The organism is Micromonospora sp. NPDC023956 (assembly GCF_040639195.1).
GTDB lineage: Bacteria > Actinomycetota > Actinomycetes > Mycobacteriales > Micromonosporaceae > Micromonospora.
Map to the genome: position 1 here is coordinate 567,450 of NZ_JBEZZN010000001.1, position 20,893 is coordinate 588,342.

General features: G+C 72.2%; 15 protein-coding genes. 4 read left to right on the forward strand and 11 right to left on the reverse strand.

All coding sequences use genetic code 11. The features are described 5' to 3' along the window. Positions 1-23: 23 nt before the first annotated feature. The 3 genes from AB0F58_RS01470 to AB0F58_RS01480 all read right to left on the reverse strand — a co-directional run bounded on the left by AB0F58_RS01470 (position 24) and on the right by AB0F58_RS01480 (position 5,666). Entirely contained in the window at positions 24-2,627 is a 2,604-nt protein-coding gene (locus AB0F58_RS01470) for a polynucleotide kinase-phosphatase (protein WP_357136315.1), read from the reverse strand. Then, positions 2,624-4,054, reverse strand: a complete 1,431-nt coding sequence (locus AB0F58_RS01475; protein WP_357136318.1) for a 3' terminal RNA ribose 2'-O-methyltransferase Hen1 — start codon at positions 4,052-4,054, stop codon at positions 2,624-2,626. Before AB0F58_RS01475 ends, AB0F58_RS01470 begins: the two co-directional genes overlap by 4 nt. A 61-nt stretch (positions 4,055-4,115) precedes the next feature. After that, on the reverse strand, positions 4,116-5,666 hold the full coding sequence (locus AB0F58_RS01480) for an MFS transporter (RefSeq protein ID WP_357136321.1): 1,551 nt from the start codon (positions 5,664-5,666) through the stop codon (positions 4,116-4,118). Positions 5,667-5,799: 133 nt separating this feature from the next. Between AB0F58_RS01480 and AB0F58_RS01485 the strand changes: the two genes are divergently transcribed. Continuing rightward, positions 5,800-6,360, forward strand: coding sequence for a TetR/AcrR family transcriptional regulator (locus tag AB0F58_RS01485; RefSeq protein WP_357136324.1), 561 nt, complete (start codon positions 5,800-5,802; stop codon positions 6,358-6,360). A 126-nt stretch (positions 6,361-6,486) separates the two neighbouring features. Here AB0F58_RS01485 and AB0F58_RS01490 read toward each other — a convergent pair whose 3' ends face one another. From AB0F58_RS01490 to AB0F58_RS01505, 4 genes are all read right to left on the reverse strand, one after another. Further along, positions 6,487-8,361 carry an adenylyl cyclase gene (locus tag AB0F58_RS01490; protein ID WP_357136326.1) on the reverse strand — a complete coding sequence of 625 codons (1,875 nt, stop codon included), beginning with the start codon at positions 8,359-8,361 and terminating at the stop codon, positions 6,487-6,489. 163 nt (positions 8,362-8,524) lie between these two features. Further along, positions 8,525-9,421 carry an RNA polymerase sigma-70 factor gene (locus AB0F58_RS01495; RefSeq protein WP_357136794.1) on the reverse strand — a complete coding sequence of 299 codons (897 nt, stop codon included), beginning with the start codon at positions 9,419-9,421 and terminating at the stop codon, positions 8,525-8,527. A gap of 59 nt (positions 9,422-9,480) precedes the next feature. Further along, positions 9,481-10,665, reverse strand: coding sequence for an FAD-dependent oxidoreductase (locus AB0F58_RS01500; RefSeq protein ID WP_357136329.1), 1,185 nt, complete (start codon positions 10,663-10,665; stop codon positions 9,481-9,483). Positions 10,666-10,788: 123 nt separating this feature from the next. Beyond that, on the reverse strand, positions 10,789-12,582 hold the full coding sequence (locus AB0F58_RS01505) for an ABC transporter ATP-binding protein (RefSeq protein WP_357136332.1): 1,794 nt from the start codon (positions 12,580-12,582) through the stop codon (positions 10,789-10,791). Positions 12,583-12,662: 80 nt separating this feature from the next. Between AB0F58_RS01505 and AB0F58_RS01510 the strand changes: the two genes are divergently transcribed. Beyond that, positions 12,663-13,088 carry a MarR family transcriptional regulator gene (locus AB0F58_RS01510; RefSeq protein ID WP_357136334.1) on the forward strand — a complete coding sequence of 142 codons (426 nt, stop codon included), beginning with the start codon at positions 12,663-12,665 and terminating at the stop codon, positions 13,086-13,088. 41 nt (positions 13,089-13,129) lie between these two features. On the opposite strand, the gene AB0F58_RS01515 is transcribed toward AB0F58_RS01510, so the two are convergent. Then, positions 13,130-13,792: a maleylpyruvate isomerase family mycothiol-dependent enzyme gene (locus AB0F58_RS01515; RefSeq protein ID WP_357136337.1), complete on the reverse strand. Its 663-nt coding sequence runs from the start codon at positions 13,790-13,792 to the stop codon at positions 13,130-13,132. 524 nt (positions 13,793-14,316) lie between these two features. Here AB0F58_RS01515 and AB0F58_RS01520 point away from each other — a divergent pair. Both AB0F58_RS01520 and AB0F58_RS01525 read left to right on the forward strand, forming a co-directional pair. Continuing rightward, a complete protein-coding gene (locus tag AB0F58_RS01520; protein ID WP_357136340.1) occupies positions 14,317-15,198 on the forward strand; it encodes a helix-turn-helix transcriptional regulator in 882 nt (293 codons plus the stop codon). Continuing rightward, positions 15,191-15,385 (forward strand): DUF397 domain-containing protein, encoded by a 195-nt coding sequence (locus AB0F58_RS01525; RefSeq protein WP_357136343.1) that lies wholly within the window; start codon positions 15,191-15,193, stop codon positions 15,383-15,385. The genes AB0F58_RS01520 and AB0F58_RS01525 overlap by 8 nt, the downstream gene beginning before the upstream one ends. 69 nt (positions 15,386-15,454) lie before the next feature. On the opposite strand, the gene AB0F58_RS01530 is transcribed toward AB0F58_RS01525, so the two are convergent. The 3 genes from AB0F58_RS01530 to AB0F58_RS01540 all read right to left on the reverse strand — a co-directional run bounded on the left by AB0F58_RS01530 (position 15,455) and on the right by AB0F58_RS01540 (position 20,883). Continuing rightward, positions 15,455-16,687, reverse strand: a complete 1,233-nt coding sequence (locus tag AB0F58_RS01530; RefSeq protein ID WP_357136345.1) for a serine protease — start codon at positions 16,685-16,687, stop codon at positions 15,455-15,457. 137 nt (positions 16,688-16,824) lie between these two features. Beyond that, positions 16,825-19,608, reverse strand: coding sequence for a tetratricopeptide repeat protein (locus AB0F58_RS01535; protein ID WP_357136348.1), 2,784 nt, complete (start codon positions 19,606-19,608; stop codon positions 16,825-16,827). A 312-nt stretch (positions 19,609-19,920) separates the two neighbouring features. Then, positions 19,921-20,883 (reverse strand): hypothetical protein, encoded by a 963-nt coding sequence (locus tag AB0F58_RS01540; RefSeq protein WP_357136351.1) that lies wholly within the window; start codon positions 20,881-20,883, stop codon positions 19,921-19,923. Between the last annotated feature and the right edge of the window lie 10 nt (positions 20,884-20,893).

Here is a 20,893-nt window from a genome sequence, read left to right on the forward strand (position 1 = left end):
GCGGTAGCCCGCCCCCTGCCGCGCTACAGCCGCGGGTCGACGGGTTCCGACTCGAGGGCGAGAACAGCGAAGACGGGTTCGTGGACGCGCCACAGGGGTTCGCCCCGGGCGACGCGCTCGAGTGCCTCCAGGCCGAGGGCGTACTCCCGCAGCGCCAGCGACCGTTTGCGGCCGAGGCCGCGTTGGCGCAGCCGCTCCAGGTTCGCCGGCTCCGGGTAGTCGGGGCCGTAGATGATGCGGAGGTACTCCCGGCCGCGCACCTTGATGCCGGGCTGGACCAGCCCGCGCCGGCCCCGCGTGAGGTTCGCGTACGGTTTGACGACCATGCCCTCGCCACCGGCGGCGGTGAGCCGGTCCCACCAGTCGGCGCCCGCGGCCGTCGACTCCGGATCGGTGGTGTCGACGAGCAGCCGGCGGGTGGTCTGGACGAGATCGGGTGCGGCGTCGGCAAGCCGGTCGACGAGCGCCAGGTGCCAGCCGTGGTCCCGGTCGTGGTAGGTGGCCCCGTCGGTGGCGAGCACCTGGAAGGGAGCCAGGCGCACACCGTCCAGGCCGTCCGTGGGCCAGCAGTAACGGCGGTACGCCTCGGTGAACGACTCGGTGTTGCTGACCCGGGCCCGGGTGCGCTCGAGCAGCGCGTCGACGTCGAGTCCCGACGCCTGCGCCGTCGCCAGGGCGTCGACGGCGGCCGGCAGGGCGGCCCGCGCGGCTGCGCCGACCGCGGCGTACTGGTTGCGGAGGAGATCCTCGGCCTTGGCCGACCACGGCAGCAGTTCGCAGTCGAGCAGCAGCCACCCGGTGTCGAGCTCCGCCCACAGCCCGGCGGCGGTGACTGCGGACCGCAGCCGGTCCAGCAGTTCCTCGGTCAACTCGGGGCCGAAGAACGGCCGGCCGGTGCGGGTGTGGAGGGCGCCGGTCGTGCCGTCGGGGGCGCCGAACCTCACCCGGGCCGTCGCGGCGTCACGGCAGACCAGGGCGACGGCGCGCGAGCCCATGTGCTTCTCCTCGCAGATCACCTGCCCGACACCCTCGGCCCGGTACGCGTCGAACGCCTCGGCGGGGTGCTCGAGCAGATCGCCGCGCGGGGAGGTGGCGCACGGCGCCATGGTCGGCGGCAGGTACAGCAGCCATCGCGGGTCGAGCGCGAAGCGGCTGATCACCTCCAGCGCGCCGGCCGCCTGCTCCTCCCGGACCGTGACCCGTCCGTGGTGGTGGGTCTCGACGGTCCGTTTGCCGAGTACGTCGGTGATGTCGAGGAGGTCGGGCTCCCGGCGGCTGGCGGATCCGTCCGCCGTGACGGTCGTCTCCGCCGTGTTGGACCCGGTCGACGCGGAGGGCGGGAACGGCTTCACCGGCTCGTACCAGACCCGCTCGGCCGGAACCGAGACGATCTGCTTCTCGGGATAGCGCAGAGCGGTGAGCCGGCCCCCGAACACGCACCCGGTGTCCAGGCACATGGTGTTGTTGACCCACTCCGGCTCGGGGGTGGGCGTGTGGCCGTAGAGCACCGTCGCGCGTCCCCGGTAGTCGTTGGCCCACGGGTAGCGCACGGGCAGGCCGAACTCGTCGGTCTCCCCGGTGGTCTCGCCGTAGAGGGCGAAGCTGCGTACCCGCCCCGAGGCCCGGCCGTGGTACGCCTCCGGGAGCCCGGCGTGCGCCACGACCAGCCGACCGTCGTCGAGGACCAGGTGGGAGACGAGGTCACGGCAGAAGAGCTCGACCTGCTTGCGGAACTCCTCGGGCTCGTCGGCGAGCTGGGCCAGCGTCTCGGCAAGCCCGTGGGTGACCTGCACGTTGCGGCCGGACAGCGCGCGTACCAGCTTGTTCTCGTGGTTGCCGGGCACCGCGAAGGCGTGCCCGGCGGCGACCATGCCCATCACCAGGCGCAGCACGCCGGGCGAGTCCGGGCCCCGGTCGACCAGGTCGCCGACGAAGACCGCCCGTCGGCCCCCGGGGTGCGCCGCGTCGACGGCCCGTCCCGCCTCGTCCCGGGTCACCGTGTAGCCGAGCTGGGCGAGCAGGGTTTCCAACTCGCCACGGCAGCCGTGTACGTCACCGATGACGTCGAACGGGCCGGTCTCGTGCCGGTGGTCGTTGAGCAGCCGCTCCCGCACGATCGTCGCGGCCCGCACCTCGTCGATGCCGCGCAGCACGTGGACCCGGCGGAAGCCCTCCCGGGCCAGGCCACGCAGCGACCGGCGGAGCTGGTCGTGCTGACGGCGGACCACGTGCGCGCCGAAGTCCCGGTCCGCCCGTCGCGCGTTGCGCTCGACGCAGACCTTCTCCGGCAGGTCGAGCACGACCGCCACCGGCAGCACGTCGTGGGCGCGGGCCAGCTCGACGAGCTTCCTCCGCGCGTCGGACTGCACGTTGGTCGCGTCGACGACCGTCAGGTGCCCGGCGGCCAGTCGCTTGCCGGCGATGTAGTACAGCACGTCGAACGCGTCGGCACTCGACGCCTGGTTGTTCTGGTCGCCGCTGACCAGGCCACGGCAGAAGTCGCTGGAGAGCACCTCGAAGGGCGCGAAGTGGGTGGCGGCGAAGGTCGACTTGCCGGAACCGGACACCCCGACCAGGGCGACCAGGCACAGCTGCGGGACGACGAGCGGCCGTTCGGTGTCGGTCATCGGGCGTCTCCGGTGGCGTCGAGGCGGGTGAACACCGCCATCTGGGTCGGCGGGCCGATCTCGGGGTCGTCGACTCCGACCGGCAGGTGGCGCACCGTGTAGCCCCGCTCGGCGGCGACCGTTTCCGCCCAGGAGCGGAACTGGGCGCGGGTCCACTCGAAGCGGTGGTCGCGGTGGCGCATGTGCCCTGCGGGCAGGTCCGGGTACCGGACGTTGTACTCGACGTTGGGTGTCGTCACCACCACGGTGGCGGGGCGCGCGTGGGTGAACACCGTCCGCTCCAGTGCCCCGAGCCGTGCTGGGTCGACGTGCTCGACGACCTCCATCAGCACCACCGCGTCGAACCCGGCGATCCGGGTGTCCCGGTAGGTCAGCGAGGACTGGACCAGCCGGATCCGCTCCCGCTGCCGCTCGGACATCTGCTCCAGACGCAGCCGGCGCGCCGCGACCTGCAGCGCCCGGGCCGACACGTCCACCCCGACGAGTTCGGTGAAGACCGGGTCGACCGCCAGCGCCCGTAGCAGGCTCCCCTCGCCACAGCCCAGGTCGACCACCCGGGCCGCGCCGGCGGCCCGGAGCGCGGCCAGCACCGCACTCCGGCGCTGCTCGGCCAGGGAGAGCGAACGCGGGGGCAGCTCGTCGGTGTCCCCGTCCGGTACGGCGTTGTCCACCGTCCGCGGTTCGGCGTCGTCGACCTCGGCCAGCCGCCCCACGGCGGTGCTGACCATGGTCCGCCGGTGCGCCAGATAGCGGCGGAGGATCAGGTCCCGCTCCGGGTGTTCCCGCAGCCAGCCCGCTCCGGCGCGGACCACCTTGTCCACCTCGTCGGTGGTGACCCAGTAGTGCTTCGTGTTGTCGAGCGCGGGTAGCAGGACGTACAGGTGGTTCAACGCCTCCGCCAGCCGCACCCGACCGGCGAGGCGCACGTCCAGGTACCGCGACGGCCCCCAGTGCGGCACCCGGGGATCGAGCGGCAGGGCGGTCGCCTCGACGGTCCACCCCAACGGCTCGAACATCCGGCGCGCCACCTCGACCCCGCCCACGCACGGCAGCGCCGGCACACGCACCTCCAACGGCAGTCGCTGGTCCGGCAGCTCCGGGCGGGCGTCGCAGCGTCCCGCCATCGCGGTACGGAACACCCGTCCCAACGCCACCGCGAGCATCGACGAGGCCGCGTACGGCCGGTCGTTGACGTACTGCGCCAACGAGAACCCGTCCGGTCCGCCCGAGCCCTTGCCACGCACCAGGGCGATCGGGTCCACCTCCACCAGCAGAGCCGCCGTGCACCGCTGTGCCGTCGCCTCCGGGTAGAACACGTGCGCCTGCCCCACCGACAGCTCGAAACTCTGCACCCGGCCCGGATGCTTGTGCAGCAGGAACCCCAGGTCGGTGGCGGCGGGCGCAGTCGAGGTGATCGTCAGGAACACCAGCACAGCTTCCCAGTCGACGACCCCGCACAGCCACCCGGATTCCGGCGATGCCGCCGGTTCAGGAGCGGCGGTGGGAGGGGATGACCTTCCAGGCGATCAGGGCGGCCACCACCAACAGGACCGCGGCGATGACCGAGGTGATCTGCATGCCGTGCGCGAAGGCGTCGCGGGCGGCGGCCAGGATCTGGCTGCCCTGCTCGCCGGTGCCGGTCAGGGCCTGGGTGCCGGCGGCCAGCGAGTCGGTGACCGCCTCTCGGCCGGGGCCGGTCAGACCGGACAGGTCGGGCAGACCGGCGCGGTAGAGCGCGACGTGCAGGGTGCCCAGCAGGGCGATGCCCAGGGCGACGCCCAGTTCGTAGGACATCTCGGAGATCGCCGAGGCGGCGCCGGCCCGTTCGCGGGGCACCGCGCTCAGGATCGCGTCGGTGGAGGCGGTGAACGCCATCCCGATCCCCAACCCGACCAGGATCAGCCCGACGGCCAGGCCGGCGTAGCCGTCGGCGCCCTCGACCATCGCCAGCACGGCCAGCCCCGCCGCGGCCACCAGCAGCGCCGCGGCCAGGGCCCGGCCGACGCCGAGCCGGGCGATGACCCGGACGGCGACGACGACCACCGCGATGGACGCCAGGGTGGCGGGCAGCTCCCGCAGTCCGGCGTCCAGGGGCGAGTGACCGCGGACCAGCTGGAGGTACTGGGAGAAGAAGAAGAGCAACCCGCTGAAGGCGAAGATGGTGATCAGCGAGACGAGGATGGTGCCGGTGAACGCCGGCCGGGCGAAGAGGGTGACGTCCACCAGGGGCGTCCGCAGCGTGCGTTGGCGGCGCACGAACACCAGCGCGGCGCCCACGCTGAGCGCGGCGGCCAGCGGGCCGGCCGCGTCGAGGCCGGTCTTGGCGGTGTGCTTGACGGCCCACACCAGCGGCACGATCGCGGCCACCGACAGCACCGCACTGACCAGGTCGAAGGGCGCGGCGGCGGGGTTGCGCGACTCCGGCACCAGCAGCGCGACGCTGATCAGCACCAGCAGCATGATCGGTAGATTGATCACGAAGACCGATCCCCACCAGTAGTGTTCCAGCAGCGCCCCACCGACCAGCGGACCCAGCGCCGCGCCACCGGATGCGCCGGCCGACCACACCGCGATCGCGCGGGTGCGCTGGGCCGGGTCGGTGAACACGTTCCGCACGATCGACAGCGTCGAGGGCATCAACGTGGCCCCGGCCACCCCCAGCAGGACGCGGGCGGCGATCAGCCAGCCGGCGGTCGGTGCGAAGGCCGCCACCAGCGAGGCGCAACCGAAGCCGGCGACGCCGATCAGCAACAGCCGCTTGCGGCCGATCCGGTCGGCCAGGGTGCCCATGCTGATCAGCAGCCCCGCCAGGGCGAAGGAGTAGGCGTCACCGATCCACAGCACCTCGGTGGAGCTGGCCCCGAGGTCGGCGGTCAGGGCCGGGATCGCCAGCGCCAGCACGGTGCCGTCCACGGCCAACAGGGTCACCGCCAGGGTGAGCGCTCCCAACGCGGCCCACTGCCGCGCACCGGCACGGACCGGACGGTCGGGTGCACCGGGTGTGGAACCGACCGGCGGGAAGGGTGTCGCGGAGGTCATCCCTCCACGCTACCGACCACCTGGTCGGCTGTGCAAACCATATGGTCGGCTCGTAGGATCGAGGCAGCGGTGAATCGGTGTCGCCGCGCGGAACGAACCGGAGGCTGTGGTGCAGGGTCGGGAACGCGACACGGTGAGAACGCGCAGGGTGGTGCTGGACGCCGCCGCGAAGGTGGTCGGCACCCACGGCTCGGGCGCCAGCGTGGACGCGATCGCCCGGCAGGCCGGCGTCTCGAAGGGCGGCCTGCTGCACCACTTCCGGTCCCGGGACCAGCTTCTCCTCACCCTGGCCGAGGACCTCGCCGAGCAGTTCGCCGCCGCCGTCTACGCAGCCGCCGACCCCCGCGACCACGCTCCCGGGCGCCTGGTGCGCGGCTACGTCAACGCCACCTTCGACGATCTGCTCGACGGCTCCACCGTCCCCGAGCAGGCCATGCTGGCCGCCACCCTGTGCACCGTCCCCGGCGTCGCCGAGGTGCTGCAACGCGACAAGCAACGATGGCGGGAGGCGTTCGAGGCCGACGGGCTGCACCCGCAACGGGCCCTGCTCATCGTCCGCGCGGCGGACGGCGCGGCGATCGCCGGCCTGTACGAGGGAGGCAGCGATCCCGAGGAACTCCGGCAGGCCCGGGAACTGCTCCTGGCCCTGAGCCGCCGGGACGGCCCCCTGGTGGACCTCCCGGAGGTCGGCTGACCGGCACGGGGACCTGCGCTCGCCGACCTGCGCGGAGCCACCACCGGCCCTGGCCGGCGGCCGGCGTGGGCCGGACCCCACGGTGTCCCGGTGGACGGGGTCCGGCCCTCGTCGGTGCTGCTGGCGTCAGTTCGCCGGGTAGCGCGCCAGGTAGACCGGCGCCCCCGTCCGGGTGGAGTCGGCCGGCTCGCCCACGCCGTTGACCACGTGGTCGATCGTGCCGGCGCTGAGGTTCACGGTCATCACGTGGTGCAGCCGGACGCCCGGCCGCACCGGGACCTCGAAGCCGTTCTCGGTGTGGATCGAGGGGTTGTTCTGGTTGAAGACGTAGACGCCGCCGCCGTGCAGGGTGTGGTGGCGCACCCGGTCACCGACCTTGTAGCCCGCCCAGCCCTTGACGTCGCCGTTCATCCAGTCGGCCTGCGTCGGCGGGTCGTACGGCAGCTCGTTCTGGTAGAGGACGGTGGTGCCGTGTTCACCGTTCCAGACGGTGTTGTACCGCTGGAAGTGCTCGACGAACAGGCCGGTGGCGGTCACGTGGTCGCCGTTGATGACGGCCCCGTACCGGCCGGTGTTGGTGCGCCACCGGTCGGTGTCGCCGTTCACGCCCTCGGTGAACCCCTCGACACCGTGGTCACCGCGCCACACCCAGGTGTGGTCGACGAGGACGTGGTCGCTGTTGACCTCCAGCGCGATGTGCGTCCTGCCGATGTGCGGACCGCCCACGCGGAAGTAGACGTCGGAGAGGGTCGTCGGGTTGCGGGGGTCGCTGCGGTCGGGTCCGTGCTTGCGGCCCACCCGGAGCAGGACCGGCGACTCGGTGGCACCGGCGTCGATCGTGACGCCGGCCACGACCACACCGGGCACGTCGGCGACGTCCAAGGGGATGGCGCCGTCCACGGCGGTCAGCGTGGCGTGCCCGATGCCGAGGACCACGGTGTCGGGCCGCCGGACCTGGATGCTGCGGGCGATGTCGTACACGCCCGGGGTGAGCAGCAGGTGCCGGCCGCGGGCGAGTTCGCGGTTGATCACGTGCACCGGGTCGGAGGGCCTGGCGACGAAGAAGTCGCCGATCGGGATGGTCCGGCCCGGGGTCAGGCCGTCGGCCCAGGTGACGCCCCGGGTGTCCCGCCGGGCGGCGGGCACCCGGACCTGGTAGCGGCCCTTGGCGTCGACGAACAGGTACGGCTTCTCCCGGCTGACCGGGGTGGTGTCGAGCGTGGTGTACGGCGGGTCCGGGAAGCCGGCGTCGTCCGGCGCGCCGACGACACCCGCGAAGACCTGGTTCCACACCCCGTTGGACCAGCTCGCCACCTCGCTGTTGCGGGTCAGCCACTGCTGCTGCGACCCGTTCGTCGTGGCGGGCAGCCGCGAGTCGGCGATGAAGCCGCCGCTGGCGTACTGCGGGCCGGCGGTGCAGTAGTCCATCAGCGACAATCCGCCGCCGCTGACGTCGAGCCGCCGCATCGACACCGCCTGGGACACCGCCCAGAAGTTCGCCGTGGAGCGGCAGCCGTCCTGGCCCGCCGCGTTGATCCGGAGCGAGAGGTTGGACACGGTGCGCCAGAAGTTGACCAGGGCGATGCAGTTGGCGGTGCCCCCCTCGGTCAGGCACCGGTTGTACGCCTCGATCTTGCCGTTGATGACGACGTCGGTGGGCGAGGCGCCCAGTCCGGAGATCTCCGTGTAGTAGCCGACCTTGATCTGGAGGGGCTGCTCGGCGGTGCCGTAGACGCCGGGCTTGAACAGGTAGGCGTACCGCTTCGTGCCCATCTCGTCGTCGACCTGCGCGGCGTGCGTCGCGTCGAGCGTCGCCTGGATCTGGCTGACCGGCATGCTCGGGTCGAAGACCGTCACGTGGGGGCCGAGGTTCGGGACGGCGGGTCGGGGCGGGCCGGCGACGGCGGCACCGCTCGTCGTGGTGGCGGCGACGGCCATCGCGAGCCCGAGCGCGAGCGTCCGGCCGAGCCGTACCCGCAGGCGGGTGGGCGGCATGGTCATGGGGGTTTCCAATCGACGGGCGACGGGGTGCACCCCTGCCGGTCGAGCCGGAGAGAGCGCTCTCTCATCCTGGCGGAGATCGCCCGCCCTGGGAAGAGCCGTCCGGTCGTGCGGCCACGCCGACTCGCTCCGCCCCGGGCCGGGTGGACCCCGCCACCGGTTCTCATCTCCGGGTGAGCGCGGTCTCGGACCCGACACGGGTCAGCTTCTCCGGGTTACGGACGTAGTAGAGGCCGGTGATGCGGGCGTCCTCGACCCGGACAGCCATGATGCCGTCGATCTCGCCGTCCAGGCGGACGAGCAGCGCCGGTTCGCCGTTGGCCACGGTGGGGCCGGCGGTGAGCACGCCCTCGACCCTGCCGAGACCACCGAGGATGAGGCGGACCACCTTCCCGGCGCCGACGACCGGCCGCAGCGCGGCGTGCCGGATGCCGCCGCCGTCGCCGACCAGGACGACCTCGGGGGCGAGCACGTCGAGGAGAGCCCGCAGGTCCCTGGTTTCGACCGCGCGTCGGAACGACTCCAGAACCGCCCGGGTCTCCCTCGGGGAGACCACCTCACGCGGACGGCGGGCGTCGACGTGCCGGCGGGCCCGGTGCGCGATCTGGCGGACGGCGGCGGGGCTCTTGTCGACGACGGCGGCGATCTCGTCGTAGCCGACGTCGAAGGCCTCGTGCAGCACGAAGACGGCGCGCTCGGTCGGTGACAGCGTTTCGAGGACGAGCATCAGCGCCATCGACACGCTCTCCGCGAGCTCGACGTCCTCGGCCACGTCCGGCGCGGTGAGCAGCGGCTCGGGCAACCAGGGGCCGACGTACGCCTCCCTGCGGCGCCTCATCGCACGCAGCCGGTTCAGCGACTGCCGGGTGGTGATCCGGACGAGGTAGGCACGCTGGTCGCGCACCTGTGCCACGTCGACCCCGACCCACCGCAGCCAGGTCTCCTGGAGGACGTCCTCGGCGTCGGCCGCCGAGCCGAGCAGCTCGTACGCGACGGTGAAGAGCAGGTTGCGGTGGGCGAGGAAGACCCCGGTCGCCGGGTCGGTGGCCGGGTCGCCCATGTTCCGCCCCTCTCCCTCGTCGCCGCCCCCGGGCTGCCGGCGACTCTCCGACCTGTGGCTCACCGCACCGGCGCCCCGCCGCGCTCGGCCCGGAGCAACCGCTGGCGCGTCGGGTCCTTGATCCACAGGTTGCGCGCACCGGGCCTGTGCGCCTCGTACGCCAACTGCCGGACGATGCTCCGGACCACGAGGTCCTTGAGTTTCGCGCCGAGGCGACCGCCGAGGTGCAGCCCGGTCGCGGAGTCGTCGCGGTGGGCGAACTGGAAGATGCCGGCGCGACGCCCCAGGCTGACGCACTGGCCGGCGAAGCCCACGGCGACGGGGGCGGGCTGCTCCCCCGCGATCCGGCGCAGCACCGTCTCGGCGGCCTGCGGGCCGAGCTGGACCGCAGCCTGACAACTCATCCGCACCGGCAGGCCCGACGGTGCCGCCGAATCCCCGGCCGCGACGATGCGCGCGTCGTCCAGGCTGGTCAGCGTCTCGTCGGTGAGCAGGCGGCCCTGGGCGTCGGTGCGCAGTCCGCTGCGGTCGGCCAGCTCGGGCACACCGAAGCCGGCGGCCCAGATGGTCACCCCGCTCGGCAACTCACGGCCGTCACCGAGTCGGACGAGGTCGCGGGTCACCGCCGTCACCGTCGTGGCCGGGCCCTCGACCACGGTCACGCCGAGCCGGGCGAGCTGCCGGGCGACCGAGCGCCGGCCCCGAGGGTGCAGGTACGGGCCGAGCGGCCCGCCGCAGACCAGGGTCACGGCACGGCCCAGCTCCGCCAGCTCGGCGGCGACCTCGATGCCGGTCGGGCCGCCTCCGACAACGGTCAGTGCGGCCGTCGCCGGCGCGGCCTCGACGACCGACCGGAGCCGCCGCGCCTCCTCCAGGCTGGCGATCGGGTAGGCGAACTCGGCTGCTCCGGGCACCTGCCGGTCGGCGCTGCCGCTGCCCACCGCGTAGACCAGGTAGTCGTAGTCGAGCGTGCCGCCGCTCGCCAACCTCACGAGGCGTTCGGCCGCGTCGATCCGGGTAACGGCGTCGACCACCAGCCGGATGCGCGCGCCCAGGACCTCGCCGTAGTCGACGACCGCGTCGTGCGACCCGCCCACCAGTTGGTGCAGGCGGATCCGGTCGACGAAGGTCGGGCGCGGGTTGACCAGAGTCACTGTCACGTCGTCGCGTCGGGTGAGGCGGTTGGCCGCCATGACGCCGGCGTATCCGCCGCCGACCACGATCACCCGGGTGTTCCCCGTCATGGTGTCTCCTTCGTCCGAGGGTTCCGACCTCAAGACACCGGGGGTTCGACCGTTGTGACAGCGCGTGAGCCAGATCACGCCACCGGGTTCGGGAGCCGGCGCGGGCTCCCTCCGTCGGAGTCGTCAGGCGGCGAGGGCGGCGTAGCGGCCGGCGCGCGCGAGCAGGCCGTCGTGGCTGCCGGACTCGACGATCCGCCCGTGGTCGAGCACGGCGATCTGGTCCGCGTCGCGCACGGTGGAGAGCCGGTGCGCGATGGTGATCGTGGTCCGGCCCCGCGCCACCTCGTCGAACGCCCGCTGCACGGCGCGCTCGGTCTCGGTGTCCAAGGCGCTGGTGGCCTCGTCGAGGATCAGGATGCGCGGATCGCGCAGCAGCGTACGGGCGATGGCGAGGCGCTGCTTCTCGCCGCCCGAGAAGCGGTGGCCCCGGGAGCCGACGACCGTGTCGTACCCGTCGGGCAGCCCGGCGATCAGGTCGTGGATCTGGGCGGCGCGGGCGGCGGCCTCGATCTCGGCGTCGGTGGCGTCCGGGCGGGCGTAACGCAGGTTCTCCCGCACCGTGGTGTGCAGCAGGTAGGTTTCCTGGCTGACCACGCCGACGATCGCGGACAGGTCGGCCAGTCGCAGCTGGCGCAGGTCGATGCCGTCGACGGTGATCCGGCCGCTCGTCGGGTCGTACAGCCGGCTCACCAGCGCGGCCAGGGTGCTCTTGCCGGACCCGGTCTCACCGACCAGGGCCAGACCGGTGCCGGCCGGCACGTCGAGGGTGATTCCGGCGACGGCGGCGGTGTCGCTGCCCGGGTACCGGAAGGTGACGTCGGTCAGGCGCAGGTCGCCGCGGACCCGGCGGGGGTCGACCCGGACCGGCTCGGCGGGGTCGTCCACCTCGACCGGCAGGTCCAGGTACTCGAAGATCCGGGCGAACAGCGCCAGCGAGGCGGTCACCGAGACGCCCACGTTGAGCAGGCCCATCAACGGGCGGAACAGGCCACCCTGCAACGCGGTGAAGGCGACCAGGGTGCCGATGCTGAGGGTGCCGGCGGCGCCGGGCAGGCCGGCGCTGAGGTAGATGACCGCCGGGATGGCGGCGAACACGACGCTCATGGTGGCCATCCGCCAGCGTCCGGCCAGCTCGGAGCGCAGCTCCAGGTCGACCAGGCGGGCCGACGAGGCGGCGAAGCGCGCCGCCAGGGTGGGGCCGGTGCCGAGGGTCTTGGCCAGGTGTACGCCGCTGACCGACAGCCCCTCGTCGACGGTGACGTTGAGGTCGGCGAGTTCGCGCTGGCGCTGGGCGGTGATCTCGCGGCGCAGGTGGGCGACCCGGCGGGTCAGCCAGATGGCCGGCGGCAGCACGACGAGGGAGACCAGGGAGAGCCGCCAGGAGAGCGCCACCATGGCCGCCCCGGTGGCGATCACGGTGGTCAGGTTGGAGGCGATGGAGGTGGCGGTCGAGGTGACCACGCTCTGCATGCCGCCGATGTCGTTGGTGATCCGGGACTGCACCTCGCCGGTGCGGGTGCGGGTGAAGAAGGCCAGCGACTGCCGTTGCAGGTGGGTGAAGACGTCGGTGCGCAGCCGGTGCATGACCCGCTGACCGACCCGGGTGGAGATCCAGGTCTGCGCCACACCCAGGACGGAGGTCACGGCGGCGACCGCGACCATGCCGGCCACCAGCCAGACCAGCAGCGTCAGGTCGCGCTCCGGCAGGGCCCGGTCGATCACGGCGCGGAGCAGGAAGGGCGAGGCCATGGCGAGCACCGAGGAAACCACGATGATCGCGGTGACGGTGGCGAGCGCGCCTCGGTGCCGGCTGAACAGCCGGCCGATGCGCCGGAGTGACACCTGGCGGGCCTGCGCCTTCTCGGCGGCGCTGACCTTGCGGGGGCCGCGGTCGCGGCCGGAGGGAGTGGGTTCCAAGGGATGCTTCCTCTCGTCGGACAATGCTGAGGTTACCTCAACATGAGGGAGCAACAGCTTCTCCTGCTACCGTATTCCCCGTGACCGCAGACCCGGACGAGCCCGAGGACGGCCTCGCCGAGGCGTTCTGGGCGGTGACGCGGCGACTGCGCCACCGCACCCGGGAGGCGCTCGCGCCGTGGGACGTCACGCCCGCCCAGTCCCGGGCGCTCGGCGTGCTGATCCGGCACGGCACGCTACGACTCAGCACGCTCGCCGAACACCTGCGGATCGCCCCGCGCTCGGCGACCGAGGTGGTCGACGATCTGGAGGCACGCGGGCTCGTGGCCCGCCGGGCCGATCCGGCGGACCGCCGCGCCACGCTGGTCGCGCCGACCGAGGAGGGCACGCGCCTCAGCGCCGCCATCCGCGCTGCCCGCCGGGCCGCCGCCGAGGACCTCTTCGGGGGCCTCCCACCGGCCGACCGGGCACAGCTCGCCCGCATCCTGCGCACGCTGCGCGACTGACCGCCCGACCATTGCCCTCCGGCCGCACGCGGCCCGCGACCTCACTCCATACGCGCACGCAGGATCGGGACGCCGGCTCCGGAGAGTTCGTCGCAGTACGCGCCACGACCGGTCATCGCCATCGTCAGCGCGAGGGTGGTACCCGACACCAGAGGGCCGGTGCCGCAGGCGAACGGGCCGTCGGTGGCGACGAGCCGCAACCCACCGATCCTTCCTTTCGCCAGGACGACCTGGTCGGTCCCCCGGTAGTACTCGGCGACCCGGGTGACCGTTGCGACCGGGTACGCGTGGCGCAGCCCCAGCGGCCGGCGGATGTCCTCACCATGCACGACCGTCTCGCCGAGCATCGCCGGCAGCGGCAGCGGCGGCTTGGTCCGGCTCGTGACGACGGCACGGAACCGCTCCAGCGTCTCGGCTGGGTCGGCGCCCAACTGCTCGTTGAGGCGCATCGTCACCTGCCTGTCGAAATCGAACCGGCACCGGACGACGCCGGCGAACCACCGCCAGCCGTTGAGGCTCGCGGCCGCGGTGAGGTGGGCGAGCACCTCACGTACGGTGAGCCCGGCGCAGAGCGACGGCGTCGTGTACCGGTGCGCCGGCAGGTCGGTGAGGTCGGCCGCCAGGGCGGCGCGCTCGGCGTGGATGCGCGCCCAGGCGTCGCTCCTGCGGTCGGCGCGGGTGTTTCCGGGCTGCTGGTCGGTCATGTCGAGGGTCTCTCTGTCGGTGACCGGACATGTGCTGATCCGGCTGTCACGAGTGCAGACTGTCGCCACGCGCCGCAATCGTCGCTCATTCGCGTCGACATTCGCCGAGGACCGCTCTACGTCACACCCGGAAGGCTCGCGCCGCAGCGGGGACCAGGCTGCGGGCCGGCACAACGCCGGCATGAGCGCGGAGGCGGTCGGTAGGTTCTTGCCACCACTCGTAGCCCTCGGGACCGGTCAGGACGACGTGCCCCTCCTCCGGGCGCTGCCCGACGTCACGCCGGGACGCCCGGGGCCCTCGTCGGCGGCCCACCTCGCCCTCGGCAGGCACACCGGAGAAGCGCGCGAATCCGCGCGCATGGGAATTGCGCGATAATGGCCATCGTCGGCGAATTCCCGTAAGGTCCGATACGAAATAGTCATTGCGTGAACGGCACCGGAACATGCCATTTTCGAGGCAACAGATCTGCGTTTCACCGGTGGCGTACCGATGTAACAAAACGCAACACGGAGAGGGGTGGCGGATGGCCGACGACATGGGGTCGACCGTCCCGAGACGGCAGCTCGGGCGGGCGCTGCGGGAGCTACGCACCGAGGCGCAGGTGACCCTCGACGGCGCGGCGGAGGCGCTGCACTGTAGCCGGCAGAAGATGTGGCGCATCGAGAACGGCCTCGGCCCGGCCCGCGCCCTGGACGTCCGGGCGCTGTGCGAGCTGTACGGCGCGACACCCGAGCTGGCCGGCGCGCTCACCGCCCTGGCCCACGAGACCAAGGCCAAGGGCTGGTGGCACTCGTACGTCGACGCCATCCCCGAGTGGTTCGAACTCTACGTCGGCCTGGAATCCGCCGCGTCCGCCATCCGCCGCTTCGACGAGGCACTGATCCCCGGAATGTTGCAGTCGCGCGCCTACGCCTTCGCGGTCTACCAGCACCGACACGAGGTGACGGAGGAGGAGCGCGAACGCCTGGTCGAGGTGCGGCTACAGCGGCAGGCCCTGCTGCACCGGAGGCTGCCCCGGGCACCGAGGCTGGAGGTGATCCTGGCCGAGGCGGCGCTGCTCCGCACGGTGGGCAACGCGGCGACCATGGCCGACCAGCTTCGTCACCTGCTGGAAGTCGCGGAACTGCCCACCGTCTCCATCCGGGTGTTCCCGTTGAGCGCCGGCTTGCATTTCGGCGCAGTCGCTGGCTCGTTCGTCATGCTGGACTTCCCGATCCTTAACCGAATCGAGCCGGAGCCGTCGGTCATCTACAACGAGTCGTTGACCGGAGCGCTCTACCTCGACCGCAAGGAAGAACTCGCCCTCTACGAAGAAGCATGGGCAAGCCTCGATGACCTGACGCTCGATGAGGCACAATCAAGGCAACTGATCAGCAAGATCATCGGGGAGGTCCACCATGGCTGAGCTGACCGGCGCCCAGTGGCGCACAAGCACCCGCAGCGGCGACAACGGAGGTGACTGCGTGGAGGTTGCCGACAATCTGCCCGGCGTCGTCGCCGTACGCGACAGCAAGGACCCGGCCGGACCCGCTCTCACCTTCTCCCCTGCCGCCTGGGCCGCCTTCGTCCGGGCCCACGGCACCGGACGCTGACGGCGACCGTGACGCCGACGGGCCGCCGGGGTGCGCGTCGCGCCCCGGCGGCCCGTGGTTCCGTCGCGGTCAGCCGTTGTTGTCGATCAGGCTGGCGATCTCGTTGTAGATCAGGTGCGCCTTGGCACCCTGGTTCGACGGGCAGCCGCCGAGGTGGTGCAGGGCGATCACCCGGTGACTGCCGTTGAGCACCGGCGAGCCGGAGTTGCCGCCCGAGGTGTCACAGCTGTAGCTGATGTTCCAGCTGTTGTAGTTGGCGTTCTTGACGGTGCAGTTCGTACCGTTCTGGGTGTCCTCGAAGATCGACAGACGCTTCGGGCTGCCGTCGCCGTGCCCGGGGATGTACATCCGGGTGCCGTTGGTGGTGGCGGTCGTCGCCAGGTACAGCGTGCCGAACCCCTGGATGCTGGCGAAGTTGTTCACCGAGTACAGGGCGTAGTCCAGCTCACCGGAGCCTCCGCTGCTCACCTTGTAGAGGGTGGCGCCGCTGACCTTGGTGCCGGCGCCCGGGTTCCCGCCGCCGCAGGTGGCGCACTGGTAGTTGAACTGCGTCTCGCTGCCGGTGACGGCGGACTGCGTCGAGAAGCAGTGCTTGTTGGTCAGCAGCCGGTTCGTGTTGCCGACCCGCCAGGCGGTGCACATCCCACCGCCGCCCATCAGCAGCCGTGCCACCGCCCGGCCACGGGCGAACTCGGTGGGGTGGCTGTTCTGGTAGCAGACCACGTCGCGGCGGGCGTCGGTGCTGCACACCGACTGGGTGGAGAAGTTGTACTGCTTGAGCTCGGCGGGGTCGTAACCACGCCAGAACCGGTCGATGGTCGCGGCGTTGCCCCGGGTGGGCCGGTTGCTGTGCAGGGTCACCACCGCGGTGTCGCCCTCCACCGACATCGCCCAGAAGCCGGGCTGCCCGTCGGTGGTGTAGTCCGAGCCGGTCGCCCGGTTCAGGTCGCGGTCGTACCGGTAGCTCTCCCGGCCGTCGGCGCTCGCCACGGTCACGTACTCGCCCGGGGCCAGCCGCAGCGAGCTGAAGTGCACCTTGACGTACGCCGCGCCGGGGTGCCGGATGACCTGCGTGCGGCCGTCGCGGGCGTGGGACAGCGCGCCGTCGACGGTGCGGAGTTCGCCGACCGTGGTGACGCCCTCGGCCGAGAACTGCTCCGATTCGGGAGCCCGCTCGGATCGAGGTGCGAGCGGCTGCACCGAGGACGCCTCGGCGGCGGGCATCGACAGCAGGCTCAGCCCGAGTGTGCAGGCACTGAGCGCGACCGCCGCCGTTCGCAGGCGGCGCAGGGTGTTCTTCATCGTCGCTCCTCCACGGGAACCAGCACCCAGCGTGCTTTCAGCCTTCATACACGAGAGGAAACATACATGTAAATACGTCGATGCCTAACAGATGGTGTCGAGCACCGGACCGACCGGGTCGGTCGCCGCCCCGGCGGCTAACAGCGCACCAGGGCCCGGCGCACCTCGCGGCTGCCGTTCACGTCGCCGATCTGCTCGGAGAGGGCCAGCGCCAGGTGCAGGTCGTCGCGAGCCGCCAGCGGCTGGCCGTTGGCGCGGTGGACCTCCGCCCGCACGGTGAGCGCCCGCCACTCCGCCTCCCGGTTGCCGGTGTCCCGTGCGGCGGTGATGGCCCGACCGAGCCACCCGTACGCCTGCCGGCACTGGCCCCTGCGGGCGTAGACCTGACCCATGGTCACCATGGTGATGCCGACGCCGAGCTGGTCGCCGAGTTCCCGTCGCAACCGCAGGCTCTCCTCGAGGTGGACGAGCGCGCTGTCGGTCTGACCGAGTTGCAGCAGGAGGTCGGCCAGGTTGTTCAGGGTGAGGCCCACCCGTCCCCGGTCACCGCTGCGGCGGTGCATCTCCAGCGCGCGCAGGAAGCCGACCCGGGCCTCGTCGAGGCGGCCGGCGGCAGCCAGCAGGACCCCGAGGTGGTCCAGGGTCACCGCCACCTCGTGCGAGTCCCCGTCGGCCTCGCGCAGGGCGAGGGCCTCCAGCAGGCTGTCGACCGCCTGGCCGGTCTCGCCGAGCCGGGACTGTGCCACCGCGACATAGGTCAGCGAGGCTGCCTCGTCCGGACGGCTCCGCAGTCGCCGGGCACACCGCAGCGCGCCCCCGGCCACCTCGCGGAGTTCGCGGTAGTAACCCCGCATCGGCAGGAACGGATAGAGCTCCGCGCACAGCCGGACCGCGAACAGGTCCCCCTCGGGCGTGTCGTCCTGCGCCGCCACCCGTGCCGCGGCGACGAGATTGTCCCGCTCCGTCTCCAGCCACTCCAGGGCCTCCCGCTGGTGGGCGAAGGTCACGGTGGCGGACGCCTCGACGAAAGCGTCGGGCAGCCGCCCGGCGACGGGCCGGATCTGGTCCCGGGCGCGCCGCGCGGTGTCGAGGAGGTAGCAGCGTGCCGCGTGCAGGGCGGCCACCCGGGCCGCCGGATCACGACGTCCGCGTTCCATCGCGAAGATCCGGACGAGGTCGTGCAGACGGTAACGGTCCATCCCGCACGCCTCGATGAGCCCGGCGTCCGCGAGCCGGTCCAGTGCCGTGCGCGCCTCGCGCGCCGTCGCCCCGGTCAGCACCCGGGCCAGTTCGAGGCCGAGCGCCGGCGAGCCGATCATGCCCCAGCGGTCGAACAGGTCCAGGGAGTCGAGCCCGCCCGGCCGTTCGGCGAGCACGTCGCAGGTGACCGCGAGGCTCGCCCTGACCGCCAGGTCGTCACAGCTCAACTCGTCCAGTCGGTACTGCTCGTCGGAGAGCCGGGCGACCATGGCCGCGAGGGTCCACTCCGGATGACTGGCGAGCCGGGCACCGACGATCCGCAGCGCGAGCGGAAGGTGACCGCACAGCCCGGCCAGCGCCTCCGCCTCCCGTGGGGACTCGGCGAACCGGTGCGGGCCGGCGTGCCGGGCGAGCAGCGTCACCGCCTCCTCGGAACCGAGTTCGCCGATGGCGAGATGGGTGACGTCCAGCGTCGGCAACGTCGTCCGGCTCGTCACGATCACCGTGGCGTTGCCCAGGATCGACAACAACCGTCGCACCTGACCGGCGTCCACGACGTTGTCCAGCACCACCAGCACCCGGCGTTCGGTGGCGCGTACCCGCAGCTCCGCCGCCTCCGCGCCGGACGTACCGCCGGAGCGGTCACCACCGAGCGTGCGGAGCAGGCTGCCGATCGCCTCCTCGACCGTCATCGGGGCCAGGCCGGGACTGCTGCCGCACAGGTCGAGGTAGAGCTGTCCACCGGGACACGACGGGGCCAGCCGGGTGGCGAGGTTGCCGGCCAGTGCCGACTTGCCCACCCCCGCCGGTCCGTGCAGCACGATCATGTTCGTCCTGCTGAGCTCGGCCTCGATCCGGGTCATCAGGGCTTCCCGGCCGACGAGGGCGACCGGCGGCGGGAGGGTGGACGGCGGCGGAGGGGTGGAGGGCGCGTCCTCCGACGAGCCGTCACGGGACACGGGCGTCGGGCGGCGGGCCGGGCCGGACGTCCCGTTGCGCAACTCCCGCTCGACCTCCCGGAGAACCCGCCCGGTCCCCCGGCCGACCGCCCCGAGCAGCGCGGCGTCCGCCGCGGCCAGGGCCGCCATGGCCTCGACCCGGTCGCCCGACCGGACCAGCGCCTGCACCAGCCCCTCCCAGGCGGACTCGCGTGCCGGCTGGTCGGCGAGCAACGACCGTAGTGCGGTGACCGCGCTCTGGTGCCGACCGGCTTCGACGCAGGCGGCGGCGTACCGCTCGACAGCCATCCACCGGCTCTCGTCGAGCGCGTCGAGGCTACGGCCGAGCGTGCCGTGTCGGGGCAGCCCTTCGGCGGCCTCGCCGCGCCACCGGCGCAGCGCGGTGGCGAGCAGGTCCGCGCACCGCTCCCGGCGTTCCTCAGCGCCCGCCCCGAGGGCGTCCTGCACGTCGGTCTCGAACCGGTCGAGGTCCAGCTCGTCCGGTTCGACCGCCAGGACATAACCGTGGTTCACCCAGGTCAGCCGGTCACGGTAGGGGCCCAGCGCCAGCCTCAGCCGCGTCACGTAGGTCCGCAGGTTGGCCTGGGCCGACGGTGGGGCCTCGTCCCACAGGCCGCCCAGGAGCCGGTCGGCGGACACCCGCCGCCCTCGGCCGAGGAGCAACGCGGCCAGCAGGAGTCGGGGCCGACCGCCCGGCAGTGCGACGTGGTCACCGTCGACACGTAGAGTTACCGGTCCCAGCAGGCCGAACTCGATCGTCATACCTGCGAACCTCCCACGATCTGGAGATCCGATCGCCACCCGTTCATGGTGTGGTGAGCCTAGACGTTCGATGAACGTATCGGGAGGTGCCGGGTCCACATCCGGGGACGTGCCCGAAAGCTACAACCAGGTGGCCGGAAGGTGACGGTGCGCACCGGCCGGGCGTGGTGGGACCGGGAAAGCCACGACTCCCGCCGGCGGGTACGTGCCGGCGGGAGTCGGGCGGGCGACTGTCGGCCTACCGATCGGTGTCGGGCTCGGCCGGCGGACGCGGAGAATCCGCGATGCGGTTCTCAGTAGTTGATGCGGTTGTCAGTAGTTGACGTAGGCGGTGACGGCGCGGTGGTCGGAGTACGCGCCGCCGGTCATCGACTCGGTGATGGTGGCCACGTTGCTGAACCCGTTGCCGCTCTTGACCAGCAGGAAGTCGATCCGCCGGCTGTTGAGGGTGTCGTAGGCGGAGGAGCAGTTGCGGCTGCCGCACTTCTCGGCGATCGGGTCGCGGTAGCCGTAGGCCTTGCCGTCGTTCCACCAACCGGCGTCGTCGGGCTCGGCGTTGGCGTCACCCGCGACGATCTTCAGATCGCCGCCGAGGCGGCCCATCGCCTCGTCGGCCTCCTTGATGTTCTCGTCCGCGCACTTGGGCGCGTGCCAGGTGTTGGTGGGCCAGTGGATCGAGGCCACCGAGACGTCCTGGTTGGCGACCCTGTCGTGCAACCGGACGGCGATGTTGTGGACCCGGTCCTGGCTGCTCCTGGTGGGTTCCAGGTTCTGGCACGGGCCGGTGCCCGCGTCGTAGTTCTCGGGGGCGTCGGACCGCCAGCGGGTCGCGGCCTCGTAGGTGAACCGGTCGGAGCGGTAGATGACCGCGTTGGTCTGCTGGTTCTTCATCTTGCCGCAGGTGCTGGTGTAGCCCATCGAGCCGGGGTCCGCGATCGCGATCTGGCCGGCGTAGGTTCCCGGCAGCTCGTCGGAGAGACGCTGGGTCAGGGCGTTGAGCTGCGTCTGGTTCGACACCTGCTGCACGGTGAAGATGTCCGGGCTCAGCGGCCGGCCCTTGATGTAGGTGATCAGCCGATCCCAGATGGAGCCGTCGGCGCAGGAGGCCGGCAGCCAGTTCTCGATGTTGTTGTTGTAGACCACCAGGTAGTTCGGCGAGGAGTTGACGGCGGCCTGTGCGGCGGTGGCGCCGGTGAGGCCGACCGCTGCGGTCGTGAGGACCGTGGCGAGCACGGCGACCGCACCGCGCACGACGCGGCTGGTACGAGTGGACAACTTTCCTCCT

Bases quoted from the DNA above. Each gene is read 5' to 3' on its own strand.
- AB0F58_RS01470 (WP_357136315.1), bottom strand. From the start codon at position 2,627: ATGACCGACACCGAACGGCCGCTCGTCGTCCCGCAGCTGTGCCTGGTC.
- AB0F58_RS01480 (WP_357136321.1), bottom strand. From the start codon at position 5,666: ATGACCTCCGCGACACCCTTCCCGCCGGTCGGTTCCACACCCGGTGCA.
- AB0F58_RS01490 (WP_357136326.1), bottom strand. From the start codon at position 8,361: ATGACCATGCCGCCCACCCGCCTGCGGGTACGGCTCGGCCGGACGCTC.
- AB0F58_RS01495 (WP_357136794.1), bottom strand. From the start codon at position 9,421: ATGGGCGACCCGGCCACCGACCCGGCGACCGGGGTCTTCCTCGCCCAC.
- AB0F58_RS01500 (WP_357136329.1), bottom strand. From the start codon at position 10,665: ATGACGGGGAACACCCGGGTGATCGTGGTCGGCGGCGGATACGCCGGC.
- AB0F58_RS01515 (WP_357136337.1), bottom strand. From the start codon at position 13,792: ATGACCGACCAGCAGCCCGGAAACACCCGCGCCGACCGCAGGAGCGAC.
- AB0F58_RS01520 (WP_357136340.1), top strand. From the start codon at position 14,317: ATGGCCGACGACATGGGGTCGACCGTCCCGAGACGGCAGCTCGGGCGG.
- AB0F58_RS01525 (WP_357136343.1), top strand. From the start codon at position 15,191: ATGGCTGAGCTGACCGGCGCCCAGTGGCGCACAAGCACCCGCAGCGGC.
- AB0F58_RS01530 (WP_357136345.1), bottom strand. From the start codon at position 16,687: ATGAAGAACACCCTGCGCCGCCTGCGAACGGCGGCGGTCGCGCTCAGT.
- AB0F58_RS01535 (WP_357136348.1), bottom strand. From the start codon at position 19,608: ATGACGATCGAGTTCGGCCTGCTGGGACCGGTAACTCTACGTGTCGAC.